The 16439-nt window shown below is 52.5% G+C and carries 15 protein-coding genes; 9 read left to right on the top strand and 6 right to left on the bottom strand.

What is annotated here, in order from left to right:
* Nucleotides 1-187 precede the first annotated feature (187 nt).
* Both BM123_RS07260 and BM123_RS07255 read left to right on the top strand, forming a co-directional pair.
* Entirely contained in the window at nt 188-1132 is a 945-nt protein-coding gene (locus BM123_RS07260) for a hypothetical protein (protein ID WP_139211798.1), read from the top strand.
* A 6-nt stretch (nt 1133-1138) separates the two neighbouring features.
* The gene (locus BM123_RS07255) at nt 1139-2242 is read left to right on the top strand and encodes a DUF3179 domain-containing protein (RefSeq protein ID WP_090166794.1); all 1104 of its coding nucleotides are present in this window, start codon (nt 1139-1141) and stop codon (nt 2240-2242) included.
* A 1-nt stretch (nt 2243) separates the two neighbouring features.
* On the opposite strand, the gene tesB is transcribed toward BM123_RS07255, so the two are convergent.
* Nucleotides 2244-3107, bottom strand: a complete 864-nt coding sequence (gene tesB / locus BM123_RS07250) for an acyl-CoA thioesterase II (RefSeq protein ID WP_090166792.1) — start codon at nt 3105-3107, stop codon at nt 2244-2246.
* Between the two features lie 114 nt (nt 3108-3221).
* Between tesB and BM123_RS07245 the strand changes: the two genes are divergently transcribed.
* Nucleotides 3222-4703 carry a TlpA family protein disulfide reductase gene (locus tag BM123_RS07245; protein ID WP_090166790.1) on the top strand — a complete coding sequence of 494 codons (1482 nt, stop codon included), beginning with the start codon at nt 3222-3224 and terminating at the stop codon, nt 4701-4703.
* 16 nt (nt 4704-4719) lie between these two features.
* The gene (locus BM123_RS07240) at nt 4720-4980 is read left to right on the top strand and encodes a hypothetical protein (RefSeq protein ID WP_090166788.1); all 261 of its coding nucleotides are present in this window, start codon (nt 4720-4722) and stop codon (nt 4978-4980) included.
* Nucleotides 4981-5332: 352 nt separating this feature from the next.
* Here BM123_RS07240 and BM123_RS07230 read toward each other — a convergent pair whose 3' ends face one another.
* On the bottom strand, nt 5333-7423 hold the full coding sequence (locus BM123_RS07230; protein WP_090166784.1) for a zinc-dependent metalloprotease: 2091 nt from the start codon (nt 7421-7423) through the stop codon (nt 5333-5335).
* A 555-nt stretch (nt 7424-7978) separates the two neighbouring features.
* On the opposite strand from BM123_RS07230, the gene BM123_RS07225 reads away from it, so the two are divergent.
* Nucleotides 7979-9163 carry an acetyl-CoA C-acyltransferase gene (locus BM123_RS07225; RefSeq protein WP_090166782.1) on the top strand — a complete coding sequence of 395 codons (1185 nt, stop codon included), beginning with the start codon at nt 7979-7981 and terminating at the stop codon, nt 9161-9163.
* Between the two features lie 340 nt (nt 9164-9503).
* A complete protein-coding gene (locus BM123_RS07220) occupies nt 9504-9878 on the top strand; it encodes a GxxExxY protein (RefSeq protein ID WP_090166781.1) in 375 nt (124 codons plus the stop codon).
* 93 nt (nt 9879-9971) lie between these two features.
* Here the strand turns inward: BM123_RS07220 and BM123_RS07215 are convergent, their stop codons facing one another.
* Both BM123_RS07215 and BM123_RS07210 read right to left on the bottom strand, forming a co-directional pair.
* Nucleotides 9972-10571, bottom strand: a complete 600-nt coding sequence (locus BM123_RS07215) for a 1-acyl-sn-glycerol-3-phosphate acyltransferase (protein WP_217642128.1) — start codon at nt 10569-10571, stop codon at nt 9972-9974.
* Between the two features lie 70 nt (nt 10572-10641).
* On the bottom strand, nt 10642-11130 hold the full coding sequence (locus BM123_RS07210) for an asparaginase domain-containing protein (RefSeq protein ID WP_090166780.1): 489 nt from the start codon (nt 11128-11130) through the stop codon (nt 10642-10644).
* Nucleotides 11131-11250: 120 nt separating this feature from the next.
* On the opposite strand from BM123_RS07210, the gene BM123_RS07205 reads away from it, so the two are divergent.
* Together BM123_RS07205 and BM123_RS07200 are read left to right on the top strand one after the other, a co-directional pair.
* Nucleotides 11251-11886, top strand: coding sequence for a hypothetical protein (locus BM123_RS07205; RefSeq protein WP_090166779.1), 636 nt, complete (start codon nt 11251-11253; stop codon nt 11884-11886).
* Nucleotides 11887-11928: 42 nt separating this feature from the next.
* The gene (locus BM123_RS07200) at nt 11929-12576 is read left to right on the top strand and encodes a hypothetical protein (RefSeq protein ID WP_090166778.1); all 648 of its coding nucleotides are present in this window, start codon (nt 11929-11931) and stop codon (nt 12574-12576) included.
* A 175-nt stretch (nt 12577-12751) separates the two neighbouring features.
* On the opposite strand, the gene BM123_RS07195 is transcribed toward BM123_RS07200, so the two are convergent.
* Nucleotides 12752-14728, bottom strand: a complete 1977-nt coding sequence (locus BM123_RS07195; protein ID WP_090166776.1) for a tetratricopeptide repeat protein — start codon at nt 14726-14728, stop codon at nt 12752-12754.
* A gap of 146 nt (nt 14729-14874) precedes the next feature.
* Here BM123_RS07195 and surE point away from each other — a divergent pair, with 146 nt between their 5' ends.
* A complete protein-coding gene (gene surE / locus BM123_RS07190; protein ID WP_090166774.1) occupies nt 14875-15708 on the top strand; it encodes a 5'/3'-nucleotidase SurE in 834 nt (277 codons plus the stop codon).
* A 357-nt stretch (nt 15709-16065) separates the two neighbouring features.
* Here the strand turns inward: surE and BM123_RS07185 are convergent, their stop codons facing one another.
* Entirely contained in the window at nt 16066-16365 is a 300-nt protein-coding gene (locus BM123_RS07185; RefSeq protein ID WP_090166772.1) for a hypothetical protein, read from the bottom strand.
* Nucleotides 16366-16439 lie beyond the last annotated feature (74 nt).

Raw genomic sequence — 16439 nt, 5'->3', positions numbered from 1 at the left:
TTTTCTGACTGTCCGTAAATTGACACTAAAGGAAGAATTCTTCCAGAAAGACGGCGCGGTATCGTTTAACGACATTTTGAGGGTTTCGTGGTGACTTTAAAGCCCGTTTCTTTGAAGCGATATGGTTAAAAGGAGCCGGGAACCAACTATTTTTTTGCGCTTGTGCAAGCTTATCCTCGCGATTTTCGTGGTACAGACGCTTAGCGCCCAGACCTGTTGTTCCGGTGGGGTTCCACTGGCGGGCAATCTGGGGTTGCCGGCCGGAGAGGCAGGCCAACTGCAAGTCGGCATCAGCTATGACCTCAACCGATTAAGAAGTTTGTTTACCGGAAGCGAGGCGTTAAACGATGGCAGCCGCATCCGGAATACCCAAACCATTCTACTGGAAAGCAGTTACGCCATCAATGATCGGTGGTCCATTGACATCCTCCTGCCCTACATCCGCCAGGAGCGGGTTATCAACCGGGGAAACACTGCAACGGACGTAACCAACGGACTGGGAGATGCGGTGGCCCTATTGCGCTACCAATGGATACAACCGGATTTTGGCCGGCGCTGGCAATGGGCCAGCGGGGCGGGCATCAAATTCCCGAACGGGGCGGCAGACCGGGAGAATGAATTTGGCTTTACCTATAATGCAGATCTACAGCCCGGCAGCAAAGCCTGGGACCTTATTCTCTGGAATCGGCTTAGTCATCAGTTGGCCTCCAGGCCATCGCTCAGTATTTTCCTGACGGCAGTACACCGTCGGCGGGGAATCAACGACGACTATCTGGCCTTCAACAATCCGGTGACGATGGTCCGGCAGGCGCAGACTTACCAATTCGGCACAGAGACACAACTTACCCTTGGCCTAAGCGATCAACTGTTGTTCTTTGACCGCTTAATAAATCCCGGACTAAGCCTGCTCTTTCGCCACGCCGAAGGAGACCGCACGAATGGCGAAATAACGCCCAGTACGGGAGGGGACTTCCTTTTCCTGCAACCCTCCATCGGGCTAACCATTTCCGCTTCCCTAAGCTGGCAACTGGCTGCTGACCTCCCCGTCTACACCAAAGTAACGGGTACACAGGTCGCCCCTACCCTTCGCCTGAACACCGGCTTTCTTTACCACCTATCCACAAAACAGTAATGCAGCATGAAACTATCCATTTATCCATTTGCCATTCTGTTCCTTCTTTTCGCTTCCTGCAGTGGAGACGATGACGTTTTTGACCCTCGCATTCAAAATCCGGGCAATGGCAACGGTGCCTGTTCCTTCGGTGGCGATTGGTTAATTCCCCGAAGCAATGTTTTTGATGGTGGACCGGGCTGTGACGGTATTCCGTCTCTGGACAATGCCCGATTCGCTGACCAGTTGTCCATTAACTTTCTCACGGAAAACAGTCTTCTGTTAGCTGCTGATGATGGGCTGGGAAAAGTGAAACTATACCCCCACAACATTCTGGATTGGCACGAGATCATTAATGACGAAGTGGACAACCAAGCCCTGGCCATTGTCTACTGCCCATTGACGGGAACCGGCATCGGCTGGGACCGGACTTTCGGCGGAGAGACGACCTCCTTCGGGGTTTCCGGCCTGCTGTACAACACCAATATTATTCCCTACGACCGAAAAACAGGTAGTAATTGGTCTCAACAACGCATGGAATGTGTCAATGGTGAGCGAGCGGGAGAAACGCCCGCCACGACTAACCTGGTGGAAGTCCGCTGGAAGGACGTATCGGAACTATTCCCGAATGCCACGGTCGTCAGTGAACAGACGGGGCTGAGCAGAAACTATACCGCTTACCCTTACGGCGATTACCGGACAAATGACAACAGCATCATCTTCCCCATCGATACTCCCGACGACCGGCTACCGAATAAAGAACGGGTAATGGGCGTCATCATTGACGGTGAAGCCAAGGCTTATCGTTTCGGCAGTTTCAGCCCCAATGGCTGGTCGTTGATCAATGATACGTTTGCGGGCCGGGAACTGCTAGTTGTCGGTAGCCAAAACCCGGAAACCATGGCAGTATTTGACCGGGAGCTACCGGACGGTACGCTGCTGGACCTTCGCCTTATCGACACCGACAACACGGAGTTCTTAACGGATCAGGAAGGCAACGTATGGGACATCTTCGGCCGCCACCTTCGGGGTCCACGTTTTGGTCAACGACTCAACACCCCGACGGCGATGATGGGCTACTGGTTTAGCTGGGGGACGTTTTATCCGGGGCTGGAGGTTTTTGGGGAGTAAGCTATTTTTTCTTCACCTCTCGCATCAAGCCCTCCTGGGCAACGGAGGCAACAAGCTTCCCCTCCACATCAAAAATATTCCCCCGCGTAAAGCCCCGCGCACCGCTGGCCGAGGGCGAGTCGATGCTGTAGAGCAGCCACTCATCCGCCCGGAAGGGGCGGTGAAACCACATGGCGTGGTCGAGGCTGGCGATCTGGAGATTGCGGTGATCGATGGCCTTGCCATGAGGGAAAAGGGCGGTGGTGAGCAGGTTGTAATCTGAAGCATAAGCAAGCACGAGGGCGTTTTGCCGGCGATCATCCGTCATCTCGCCCTTGGTCTTCAGCCAGACGTTGCGGACGGGCTCGTAGACCTCGCTGGCGAAGGGATTGAGGAACTCCACGGGGCGGAACTCGATGGGCCGCTCAATGTTAAGAATCTTACGGATGTTTGGCGGCAACTGATCGCCAAACTGCTTGGCCATCCCGTCGTAGCTCACCAATTCGTCGTAGCCGAGCACTTTTGGCATCTCCACCTGGTGGTCATAACCTTCCTGATCGATTTGGAAGCTGGCCGTCAGGTGAAAAATAGCCTGACCGTTCTGGATGGCCTTGACGGCCCGGGTGGTGAAGGAGCCACCGTCCCGAATTCGGTCTACCTCGAAGATGATCGGGATTTCCAGGTTACCTGGCAACACAAAATAGCCATGAAAACTGTGCACGAAACGGTCTTCGGGCACCGTACGCATGGCCGCGCTCAGTGCTTGAGCCATTACCTGACCGCCGAAAACGCGGGGCGAGCCGACACTACGGGATTGGCCCTTGAAAAGATTAACTTCAATGCGTTCCAGATCAAGCAGGGAGAGGAGTTCGGAGACTTGTTTCATGGGGTGGTACTTTGGTATTTTGGTACTTTGGTATTTTGGCTTCGGCGGGCTATCGGGCGGTTTACATTGCTAGGAACCACCATAATGGTCATCAGTTGCATCCACTGTGAAAGAATGTTTATGAAAATACTGCGGGTAGTTCTATTGTTATCGGTTTTTGGGGCGCTGACCGCAGGGTGCAGTGATGGTGAGGAGAGGAAGAATACAGAATTACCCTGGTCGGACGTCACTTTTGTTGATCCGATACCAACTACACTTTCCTTCATCAATCAATCGGCCGACACACTTGACCTTCGGGTAACCTATGAGTGGGAGCTTCCGCTACTTGGCCGGGAACTCCCGGATACACTGTGGCCGGGCGATTCGTTTCTCTTCAACATTTCGTTGTACCGGCCAGAGGACTTCGTGATCGATGCCCGCTATCGACGAATATTTTACGCCTTGTATCCCGGTATGGATCGCCGGATCGTCTACGGGCCGTTCAAGAATACAGGTGTTGGCATCAACGCTGACATCTACGCTCCGGCGGACTCCGTTGAAACCTGGGACCCGACTTCCGTAGGACAAAGTACAATAGGGTTACCACTTAACGAATTTATCGAGCACGTGTCCGGATTGCGGGACACTTCCGTGGCGCGCCTACAGCGTTATGCCGCACGAACCAATCAGCCCGCCTGGGTAGTTAATCTGTTACAGCGCCGGTTAACGCACAAGATGCTCCATCGATTTGCGACCTATCCCGGGTATTATCGATACTTTTATCAGCAAAAAATTCAACTTCCGCCCGCCATTGCAGTGGAACTTGACGCACAAGCTCGAAGTGATGGATTTCTCGACGGGAGTATGCATCAGGACATACTACTAAGCACAGCTATATATCAACATCGCTTAATCACTGAGGCAGACAGCATAATCGAAGAATCAAGAGCAGAACGATATACTACTGTTGTCGACTTCATCGAACAACTTCCCGACACGCTCTCCCACAAAGCATCGATACTGGCAGCACTGATCGACGACGAAATCCGTAATGGACACGACTACGCCGGTAAAGAAGAATTGATTTACAATGCGATGAAGGTGCTGCCCGCTAGTTATGCCAAGCGACTCAACCAAATTGATCAGCGCCTGAGTGAACTCCGTACTGAGCAAAATAGCCTGAATGACACCAGCCAGTTACTGACCCTGTTATCCACCCCTTTTGAGCGCAGAAACCTGGCCAACGGCGATCTGCTGAACGTCCGCCAAAAACCACTTACCCTCTATAAATTCTGGTTTGCTGGCTGCTACCCCTGCCTCCGTCTCCAACCCGTCGAAGCGGAACTACGGAAGCAATACACTGATCTGGAAATAATATCCGTCGCCTTCAGCACAAAGATCGACAAGTGGAAGCCTTACCTTAAACGTCACCAGCCACCGGCCGATGCTTTCTTTTACATTCCTGAACAGCAGAAGGGGCTTGTTCGACGGGGCATGGGTAGCCTGGGTGCACCGCAATATTTACTATTAGGTCCGGATGATGAGGTTATTTGCCGGGCCTGTCCTAAACCGGACGACCCTTCACTGCGAAGTTTGATCCAGGCAAGACTAAATTGAGGTAATAACATCCATCATGACCCTACGCCCCAGTTTACTTCAATCCATATTGATCGGTATTTGCCTGCTGCTGACGGCCACTCTATTATACCTGGATCAGCCCGCTTACCCCAGTCCTATCTCCGATTTTGGTACAGATAAAGTGATGAGTGGAACAGCCAGACTCTACGAGAACCTTGACATCGAAATGGTAGACGAGGCAAACCCTACTGCAGCCGAGACCGGTGATAGTGTAGCACTAAACAGCCGGAAAGCGCAGGCCGCCTTAGAAGTTTAGTTGGATGGCTTGCACTACATGACGCCCGCTTACGCAACGTACACTGGCCGGGAGTATGACAATGGATTAGTACTTTGTCACTTCCCACGATTCCTGCTCACCTTCTACGACGCACAAGGCCGAGTGAGCCACTATTTCAGCATTTGTTTCGAGTGTAGTAATGTGCGAATGCGTAATGGCACGGAGCACCCCAAATCCCAAGAGTACATGATGACTATCGAGGGAATCCAGGCATTTAAAAAGCTACAAAAACAGATGTTTTTCCAGCGTGGAATGATGTCTGATTCATTGCTTTTTAACTAGCCTTGCACCTGCGGCCGCGCCCAAAACCGTATGTAGTCGACACGATGCCTCACTTGACGAAGCGCTTTGTTTTCCCCGCTGTGCTTTGCAGAACATACTGCCCGGAAGGCAGCTCACCAACGTCCAGAGTAGTCCGGTCAGAAACACCCCTTCCTTGAGCTGTAAATACCTTTCGCCCAAGGCCATCATAGATATCATACCGCGTATTAGCTTCTGCATCCGCGTCTACGATGGTCAGCCGATTAACCACGGGATTAGGATAAAGCACCAATTCGCCAGCAGTAGATCGATTGACCTGACGGATGTCCGAAGCCGATTGGCTCCCGTCAAAGTTGGTTTGGGTAATACGATAATAACTAAGGCCAGGCAGAGGAGCTTCATCTACCGCTTCATAAACCGAACCTGTGACCATATTACGAGCGGGTACCAAAGCAATGCTGCGAAAATTCACCCCGTCAGCAGAACGCTCCACGGTGAAAAAGTCATTTTCCGATTCGCTGGCAGTGCTCCAACTAAGATCAACCATTTTCCTGCGGGAGACGGCCTTGAATTCAGCCCAGGTAACGGGCAGTGCGCTAAAGGCTTCGCTAAAGGTGACGTAGCTCCGTTCCTGGTTAAAATCACCACCGCAATTAATGATCGGCGGATCGTACGCCAGGGCCAGAGTAGCAACCTCCTCCAGGCCCAAACGGTTTGCAGCGCTCAGCACCCGATGATTCTCGCCTGGACTAATACTGTAAGACATCACGTCGTTTTCATCCGCGACATGCTTCAGCTGGTGGGTATGCCCGATCTCGTGCAGGGCCACGCTTTCAAAATCGACACCTTCTCCTTCTTCCGGGCCGAAATTATACGTTATCGATCCCCCGAATCCATTGGGGTCGCCGGGGCGACGGAACAGAATGTCAAGGCCGGTCACTTCATATTCGCTGGTACCACAGGCACTGTAGTAGGAATAAGCGATGCCAATGGTACCCTCCCCCAGCTCTACGTCAAAATCAAACGCACTGCTTCCGTAAGAGATAATATTGACGTCGTCGTCACGGCTGGGTGTTTGGATGCTGGTAGTTCCTTCCAGTTCTACGTTGTAGTCGCCCTCCGTCTGCCAGGTAAATACAGCACGGTTAAGCGCTGCAAAAGCAGGAGCATCTCCGGCAAGCGAGCGGCCGTTGTTAGCGCTATTGTTGCTGACGCGAAAGCGGTAGCCGCCGTCACCGTCCGCCTCATCGTCAATCAGCCGGGGCGTCACAATTTCACCACTGCTCAAGTTCAGGTTGGTAATGGCAAAGTCAACATTGATTTGCTGGCTGCTTAAGGTCCGCTGCCCATTAGCCGTGAAAAGGAGAACACTACCGCTACCCGCCCCGGAGGAGACCCTTACCTGAATACGAACATTACTCCAGCTGATGATTTCGCTATCCGGTACTTGTGTAAAGGAGCCGCCGGTTCCGTCGTCCGGGCTATCGAAGAATACGCTGCCGGTAGAGCCGCCGAAGCCGCTTCCGTTGATGGTAAGCACTTCGCCAATGCCAGCGCTTACGGACAGGGGAGCAATACTTGAGATGGCAGGCATCATCCGGCCGGCGGCAATGGGCTCAGGACTAAAGCTTCGTTCTGACACAACCGCAAAACCGGCCCCGAGCGCTCCCTCAATCATTCTCTCCACATCCCGCAGGTCACCAAGCACGGTACTTCCGTCGGTGAATTGCCCCGTTTCTTTATGGAAGGCCACGTAGCTTTCCCGGACGGTAGCCAAACGAAACATTCGAGTATCTGAGTTCACCCGGTTGCCGGTATACTCCGTAAGCAGGAACAGCCCATCAGCACCGTTCATTTTCTTTGGTGAAGGAGATACAATCATCTGTTCTTCATTGATGATGCCCCCAAGGGTAAAGAATTCAATTTCCGTAGCCGGATTATTGGCATAGTCGGTTGCCAGAGCCCGGTCTACCGCCAATACGTGTTTAGTGTAAATTTCGCCAAAGTTGTTGTAAAACGGTTCGGAGCTGACAACACGGCCGACAACCGCAACGGTAGCCTCTCCCATTCGGTTTTCAAGGGTAGCGGGCTCGTAACACTGGGCAGAAACAAACAATGAAGAGAGACAGAAAATGAGTGTGGTGTAGAATTGGTTTAACATGATAGATTCGTTATTCACCACTACACAAACAGGGACCTTCCGGCGGCGATCAGCAGCCGGCTACCTGAGTTTCAGCAGCGCCACGAATAACTATCCTCTTTTCTGACCATTATACTTTGCCTTTACGCTCACAAATAATCGCTGTTGGTGCCGAAGGTTCACGGAATAACAGTGAGGATTGAGAGGGCAGAGACGAAAGTACCAGATCCTAAAACGGACTATACTCCAATGACGTTCCCTTAACCATCGAGCATCAGCTCAACGGTCCTCAAAAGCATCGATCATCTAAGGCTAGCCCAGACAATCAAAATCCATATTTGTGTTGCGATGTAGGTTATTTAACTCGAGAGACTTATTTGTAAGTACACATGTTGAAGACGATACAATTATAGTGTTTTAAAATCAAAAAACAGTCTCCCGGCAAAAAATTCAGGTCAAGTGGTAAATCCTTTGCTGGTTTAATTAAGTAATGAACTAAGCTTTATTGCTAATTATGGCGTTAAACTACCGGACAAACTGCTACCTTTGTTGTCCTGACAATTAAAACGATCGACCATGCCCACTCCAACTGTTTACATCTGCTCCGCCGTCCGCACGCCCATTGGCTCCTTCGGGGGCATGTTTGCGTCTTTGACTGCCCCTCAATTAGGGGCTGCCGCCATTAAAGGTGCGCTGGAGAAAGCGGGTGTAAGCCCGGATCAGGTAGACGAAGTACTGATGGGCAACGTCGTCTCCGCTAACCTGGGCCAGGCACCCGCCCGTCAGGCGGCGCTCGGCGCCGGCATCCCGAACACGGTTCCCTGCACGACGGTCAATAAGGTCTGCAGCAGCGGCATGAAGACGGTCATGTTTGGCGCGCAGTCCATCATGCTGGGCCACAACGACATCGTCGTTGCCGGCGGCATGGAGAGCATGAGCAACATCCCCTACTACGTGCCCGATGCGCGCTGGGGAGCCAAGTTCGGCGACCGTAAGCTCATCGATGGCCTCAGCAAAGACGGCCTCACCGACGCCTACGATCAAAAAGCAATGGGCACTTGTGCTGACGCGACGGCTACGAAGTACAGCTTCAGCCGTGCCGATCAGGATGCCTACGCCATTAACAGCTACCAACGGGCCGCAGCCTCTACGGAAGACGGCACTTTCGCCAACGAGATCGTACCCGTTACCGTGCCACAGCGCCGGGGCGATGATCTGGTGATCACCGAAGACGAGGAATACAAGAAGGTCAAATTCGAGAAGATCCCGACACTTCGCCCTGCCTTCAATAAAGACGGCACCGTGACGGCTGCCAACGCCAGTACAATTAATGACGGTGCTGCTGCTCTCGTGCTCGTCTCCGAAGCCAAAATGAAAGAACTGGGCCTGACGCCCATCGGCCGCATCGTCTCCTTCGCTGATGCGGCCCATGAGCCGCAGTGGTTCACTACGGCGCCAACCCTGGCTGCTCCGCGCGCGCTGGAGCGCGCCGGCCTGGAAATGAAGGACATGGACTACCTCGAAGTCAACGAAGCTTTCGCCGTGGTGCCCATGGCCTTCGCTAAGGAACTGGGCATTAGTGGTGACAATATGAACGTCCTCGGTGGCGGTGTTTCGCTAGGGCACCCGCTGGGGACTTCGGGCGCACGTATCATCGTCACGCTGCTGAATGTGCTCAAAGTGAAGGGCGGCAAGTATGGACTGGCGACGCTTTGTAATGGAGGTGGTGGGGCTTCGGCTTTGGTGGTGGAGCGGTTGTGAGGTTGAGGTGGCTGCTGCGCAGCTGTTGTTTGGGCTGCGGCGCAGCGTGGTTCACCACAGATTCACACGGATTAACACAGATTAGAGCACAGATTCTTATTAAGAGGTTGCTGCGTAGTTATTGTTTGGGCTGCGGCGCAGCGTGGTTCACCACAGATTCACACGGATTAACACAGATTAGAGCACAGATTCTTATTAAGAGGTTGCTGCGTAGTTATTGTTTGGGCTGCTGCGCAGCGTGGTTCACCACAGATTCACACGGATTAGAGCATAGACCCTCATTAAAAAAACTATCTGTGTCTTTATTTCATTTGCACTACTTTTACTTTAAAAGCAGCAAATGAAAAGTTACAATACCATATCCTATGACATTCGTGGGGCAGCTTTCCGAGTACACTCGAAACTAGGTCCAGGATTACTTGAGTCAGCTTACGAGGCCTGCCTTGTTTACGAATTACGTAAAATAGGCTACAAGGTAGAATCCCAAAAGAGCCTACCACTTTCTTACGGTGAGGTTTACCTTGACGCTGGCTACCGAATCGACTTACTAATTGACGACCTAGTGATTATTGAGCTTAAATCAGTAAAGGAGTTGCAGGATATTCACACTGCTCAGCTTCTAACTTACATGCGTCTTTCTAAAGTTAGCCTTGGTCTTTTGATGAACTTCAATGTTCGAAACATGCAACACGGAATTAAACGATACGTACTCTAATCTCAAAAGCGCGCAGCGCAATCTGTGCCCTAATCCGTGTAAATCTGTGATAATCCGTGGTAAACCCAGCGCGTAGCGCAATTGATCCCGTGGTTAATCTACCTCCCGCACCACCGGCAATAACTCCAACACCTCCGGATCATACTCAAAGCTGTTCTCCGGCACCAGCCCTTTAATGCCATCAAAATGACGATAGATGTGGTCAAAATCCTTCCGGATATCCCCCGTTAAATGATAAGGCTTAGCAAACTCAATGACGCCATTACCAAAGTCAAAGCGAGTAAGGATCAAAGGGACATTAGCTTTGAGGGCGATGAAGTAAAAACCGGTCTTAAAATGTGTCACCTTGGAGCGGGTACCTTCAACGGCGATGCTAAGCCGAAACTCCTCCCGTTCCTCAAAAATTTGTGCTACGGAATCAACAAAATTGGATCGCTTTTCCCGCACTACCGGCACCCCCCCGGTATACCGTAAAAAAGCCCCCAGCAAGCCTTTGAAGAGCGTTGACTTACCGACGTAATTAATGTACTCTCCGAGAATTGGCCGGGAATAAAGTCCGTAGAAAAAGTCCCGGTTAGAAGTATGCGGAGCTACTGGTAACACGTACTTTTTGGGCCAGTCACCTTTGTTATGGTCAACTACGCGCATACCATTAAGGCGAAGCATAATACGGGCGAGCCAGGCTGGAAGCATAAGTTGGAAAGGTTTGGACTATGAGCGTAGAACTACCCATAACTTCTTAAAGTTCGGATACTCAGGCGATTTACACCGGCTCGAAGTAGCCGGTGGAACGATTCTTCTTTACACCATCCCAGCTGAAGTACCGGCCGTTCATCGCTACATAAACGCCGGGAGGCAGGGACTGTACGAAGGCCAGCGCGCTGCCGAGATTGAAGAACCCGTCAGAAGAAGAGCCAAAAGCGTAGGGGATCATGGCGCCGGTCAGCACAATGGTTTTGCCCTGAATGTCAGCTTTAGCGATGTATTCCGCTGTCTGCTGCATGGTGTCCGTCCCGTGGGTAATAAGGATTTGATTCGTTGCAACGCCCCGGCAGTTATTAACGATGTTTTCCCGGTCGAGGTCCGTTAGTTCCAGGCTGTCGACCATCATGAGGGTTCGCACGTTGAGGTCAAGTGTGCACCGCCCCCGGTCAAGCATTTCGGGCAGGTTAGAATCCTGGAAAAAAAGTTTACCGGTAACGAAGTTGTATTCCTTATCGAAGGTGCCTCCGGTAACGAAGATTTGGATCATGGCTGCTTAACTTTTTTGGGCGCCGGAGCGCAGGTGCAAAGAACGTTGAAAAGCAAGGGAAAGACACGCCTCCGGGCAGTATTATTTTTGCTAATAGGTTTATAAACCTATTTTAGCTTCATGGATTCTGCAACCGGAGCGATCTTATTCACCAGTTTTTTCATCCTTTTACCTCTGGTATTCCTCCTTGTTTATTACCTAAACCGTAATAAAAAAGTGGATACGACCCAGCGGGAGATTAGCGACCGAGACCTTCTCCACCTTCTACACAACCATCCTGGCGGGCTCTTAACGGCGAAGGAAATTGCCGAAAAAGCCGGACTGACGATGGCCCAAACGCGTAGCCGGCTCAGCTTTTTTGCTGAGCAGTTGATCGTCCGACGGGGCTCCAATGGGTTGGCGTATTACTACGAGCTTTATGCTCCCATTGAAGACGTTGGCCAACTCGAACTTTCCCCCGAGCCTTTCCTGACCGTGGCCGACCTCCAGAAAATTTTCCGGGCCTACGACTACCGCGTAAGCCCCATCGACCTCATTGCCGCCACGGGCCTGCCCTGGCGCATATTAGCCCGGGAGATGAAGCACTTCAAGAAAAAAGGCGTCATTGACATCCTCCGCATCGCCCGGCCGGGAGACAGCTATCGGCAATACGTCCTCAAAGAGCCTTACATCGATTTACCGGAATCTTCCAATGAGGCAATGGCCCTGGATTTGGAAATGAAAGAAATCTTACTGGATGAAAACCTGTTGGTTTAAAGCCATTTCCCGCTATCTTGGCGGGCCACCAGAAATTCAGCTATGTCAAAAGACGCAATTGTAGGAATAACGCTTATTTCAATAGTCGCGGTTTGTATTATTCTGGGGCTCATCATGTGGCAGTATCAGAAGAAGACAAACTCTGACACACAACGCAATATCACCGACCGAGATCTGCTCCGCCTGATCGCCGCTCAGCCAGACCAGCTTTTGTCTCCCCACCAAATGGCGGAGAAAACCGGCATGACCCTCAACCAATGCCGTACCCGCTTGTCGGCACTTTTCTCTTACGGCATCCTGAACAAGAGCTCCAATAGCCGGGGACGAAGTTTTTTCGGCTTCCATGTTCCTCTCATCGAGCGCGAATCGCTGGACTTATCCGATGATCCCTTCCTCACCGTTGAAGACCTGCTGCAGATTTTCGAGGCCTACGATTATCGCGTTACCCCGCAGGACCTGATCATGGCCACCGGCCTTCCCCTCACCGTTATTAAGCGGGAGATGAAACACTTCGAAAAAGAAGGCATCCTGCAACGGCTATCCACCATGCAGCAACAAGGGATGACGATGATGCGCTTCTTCGTCTTGCAGGAGCCTTACCGCTCCGACCCCGAGCAGTTTCGCCGCCGGGCCGGCGTGATGGATCTGGAGATGCGGGAGATTCTGCGGAATGATAATTTGATTGTTTGAGTAGCAGCGGCTTCAGCCGCTAGCTAGCTGCGCAGCAGCAAGAGGCAGACCGCTGCGCGGTGTTTTTTTTCCGCGGAGAACAGGAGCAAAGGAGAAATGCGGAGAGCGAGCACAGCTAAGGATAACGCCTTTGACATTGACCGGAATAAACTCACCGTTTACAAATTACTGCCTGCTACCCACCCGTCCGCTCCGCCCGTATCCCAGGCTTAATCGCTTCGGCCTTGTTGAATTGTTGTTGCGCAGCGTCAACCTGTCCGGCATTGTACAGCGCGGTACCGTAGTTCCACAGCGCGTCGGCATCGTTGGGTCTGACGGCGGCGGCACGCCGGAAGTAGTTGAGCGCGGCTTCCATTTGCCCGGACACGCCGGAGGCTACGCCCAGCAGGCGGAGGGTTTCATAGTCGTCAGGCTTGAGTTGCTCCGCCCGGCGGAGGTAACGGAAGGCGGCGTTGAGGTCGTTGCGTTCTTCGCCGGCGGCCTTGCCGGCCGCCGTAAGGCCGATGAGGAGATTATCGACTGCCGGCTGGTAGCCTCCGTCCAGCTCCAGAGCGAAGTCGTAGTCCGCAATGGCCGCATCATAATCTTTGAGTAAGAGGTTGGCGTTACCACGCAGCAGATAGGCGTTGCGGTAGGTGGGGTGAATCTCCACGGCGCGGGTCAGGTTCTGGCGGGCATCCGTCAGTAGTCTTTGGTTAGCGGGCTGGCTTGTTTCGGGCAATGACTGATAACGGTCTACCCGGACCCCACCGGCAGCATTAAGCAATTTCGCGCTGTTGGGTTGCTTGAGCACGTCGGTGGTGAAGAGCGTAAAATTATCTTTCCAAACCGGATTCCGCAGTATCGTCAGCAAGCCAAATACCAAGACCACAGCAGGAAGCAGGTAGGCGACCTTGTCACCGTATTTCCGGGATGCCCAAACAATCGCTGCCGTAACGGCAATGGCCCAGCCCAGAGATGGCATGAACAGAAATCGCTCCGACATATTAGTGCCAACGCTGAAGAACACATTGCTGACAATGGATAATGAGGCCAGATAGATCAGCACGCCCAGGGCGGCGAAGCGGTGCGTTCGCCATTTCCAGGCCGCCAGGCCCGCCAGCAAAACATGTAAGCCAAGACCAAGCCAGGGAGTGATGCTCCCCCAGCTCATCACGGGGATGGCGCGGGGGTAATAGTCGTGTACAAGCCCGGTGGGCACAAAGAGTAAGCGGAGGTATTCAAAAATGGTGTGCATCACCGTTGCCAGGCGGTCCCCGGCGGAGAGGTCCACCCACTGCCCGTTTTTCAGCTCCAGGAAGGGGTTGTTGAGTAGTTCATTGACGGGGTCACCGAGGCTGAGCCCAATGATGGAACTGCGTAGTGCGAGGAAGACCACGGCCATACCGAGTACGGGCATGAAGTAAGTCATCCGGCCCATTCCTTTTTTCCCCTGCGCTTGAAACAGTAGCAGTACTGCGGGAATGACGGCAAGAAAAGTAATCGCATTCTCCTTAGCCAGGCACCCCAAAAAGAAACACACTGCACCTGCGAGCGCGCCCATAAAATGCTCTCGTTCCGCTGCCCGCCACACCAGCCAGGTCGCCGCTACCGCGCCGAGCAAAGCCACGATTTCATCCCGTCCCTTAATGTTCGCCACCGCCTCGGTGTGCAGTGGGTGAGCGGCGAACAAAGCCGCCGCCGCCAGGGCAAACCACCAGGGAAGATTCTCCCGGGTTTTGGCCAGGTCGCGTAGCAGCAGAAATATGACCACAATCAGTCCGCCATACCATAATGCGTTCAACAAATGATGCAAAAAAGGCCCGCCGCCAATCTCTTGCTCCAGCGCAAACATCGCTGGCGTCAGCGGGCGATACCGCCCACCAGCTACCAGGCCAGCCTTACCGTCGTCCTGAAAAAAACCGTAGAAAGTATCATGGCTAAAGAGCTCTCCCAAGCCGGAAACCCCTTTCTGAACGATGACGTTATCCGTAATCACAATGGCATCATCCAGGGCATAATCGTGCCCGAAGGTATTGGCGTACAGCAAAACGGCAAACACGAAGAGTAGCCCTGTCTGTCCCTTCAGGCTCCGGTACCACGCTTGAGTCGTTGGCGTAACGATACTTGAATTTTTAGCCGGGGCCTTCTTCTTTTTTGACTGCTTTGCCATGGGTTAAAGGTAAGGGAGGAAAGGAAAAAGAGAAAAGGAAGAAGGGAGCAGGGTAAAATCTGAACCCTCTTGTCTCTTAATTCCTTTACTACCTTTCCCTTACATCTTTACACCCCTTACTCCTTTACCCCCTTACTCCCCTGCTCATGCCCCTAATTCTAATTACCAATGACGACGGCATCACTGCCGGCGGAATTCGCGAACTGGTTTCCATTGCCCGACAATACGGTGAAGTGATCGTGGTTGCCCCTGACGGACCACAATCGGCTCAGGGCCACGCCATCACCATTGAACAGCCCATTTTTGTGCGTAAGAGCACCGCTCTTGGGGAGGATATTGAGGCCTATGAATGCAGCGGCACTCCCGTTGATTGCGTCAAGATCGCTAAGAGCGTCCTGCTTAAGGGCCGGGTCCCGGACCTTTGTCTTTCGGGCATCAACCACGGTAGTAATGCGGCGATTAACATTATCTACTCCGGCACCATGTCTGCCGCTATGGAGGCAAGTCTGGAAGGAATTCCCAGTATCGGCTTCAGCTTTCTGAATTACCGGGCGGAGGCGGATTTCTCCGTCTGCCGGCCCTACGTAGAGAAACTAACTCAATTTGTGCTGGACAACGGCATGGAAGAAGGGAGTTTGTTTAACGTCAACATCCCCGACCTGCCGGCTAACCAGATTCAGGGCATCAGAATATGCCGCCAGGCGGAAGCCCGCTGGGTGGAAGAATATCAGGCCGGGGAAGACCCCCGGGGGCGCCCCTACTACTGGCTAACGGGTAAGTTCGTCAATGAAGACGAGCGAGAAGATACTGACGCCAACGCCCTGCAAAATGGTTATGTAAGCCTGGTGCCAAGCCATCACGACCTGACGAACCACTCCGCGCTGAAGAAATTGCAACTCATTGAATCCTTTCTTCAGCCCGAAACTGCAGGCGATTCAAGCGCTCCGCCCACCTCCGGGCAACAATTGGAGCAGTTTTAGCCCATTCGGCAACCGTTCAGTAAGTAGTTGCCGCCGCTCCGTAAGCAAGACCTTCAGGATAGCGGACTAATGCGCTGACCGATTACCTTTGCTTTCGATCTCAATGAAAATTTACTGTGACCGGCCAGTTGAGGCCATGAGTTTTTAGACAAACCCCACTTCGGTGGGATCATTATCTCATGAGAGTATTGCAAATTTTTTACCCTCTTCCGGATCGTTCACAGAGATGAGGACACCCATACCATCCTACTTCCGGAAAATTTACACAGAAAGCGCACCATCTTCGGATTGGTGCGCTTTCTCTCTTTTAGGGCAGGGTGCACCGGACCAGAAGTGGTTGCAAAAGGAATAATCAACTTACCCCCCGGCATTGAGCAGGTCGCGGCCGAAGTAAACAAACCAGACCAAAGCGAGGCCCATCGTACCAATCACCAGCCCCCGCAGGCTCTTGTTGTGGTAGGCGCGGCGGAAATAATTCATCGGCAGCACGTTAAGGCAGATGGCTATCAGGGCGATAGTGCGGGGTTCGAAAGTGATGCTCCGTTCGGCAGCATTCCCCAACCAATCACCTGCCTGCAGCAGTAAAGCGTAGGCGACAAAAGGAATGACGAGAGCGGCCAGTATGCCGACGAGAATCTTATCGTATTTGGAAATCACGGAGCGTAGGGGTTAGTCTGATAATGCAAACGTCGTAATCGGGCTCAGGGTATTCAAACGGATGATTTTAGTCT

This window comes from Neolewinella agarilytica (assembly GCF_900110645.1).
Classification (GTDB): Bacteria; Bacteroidota; Bacteroidia; order Chitinophagales; family Saprospiraceae; genus Neolewinella; species Neolewinella agarilytica.
The sequence above is the reverse complement of the archived record's forward strand: the minus strand, read 5'-3'. Positions and strand labels throughout refer to the sequence as shown.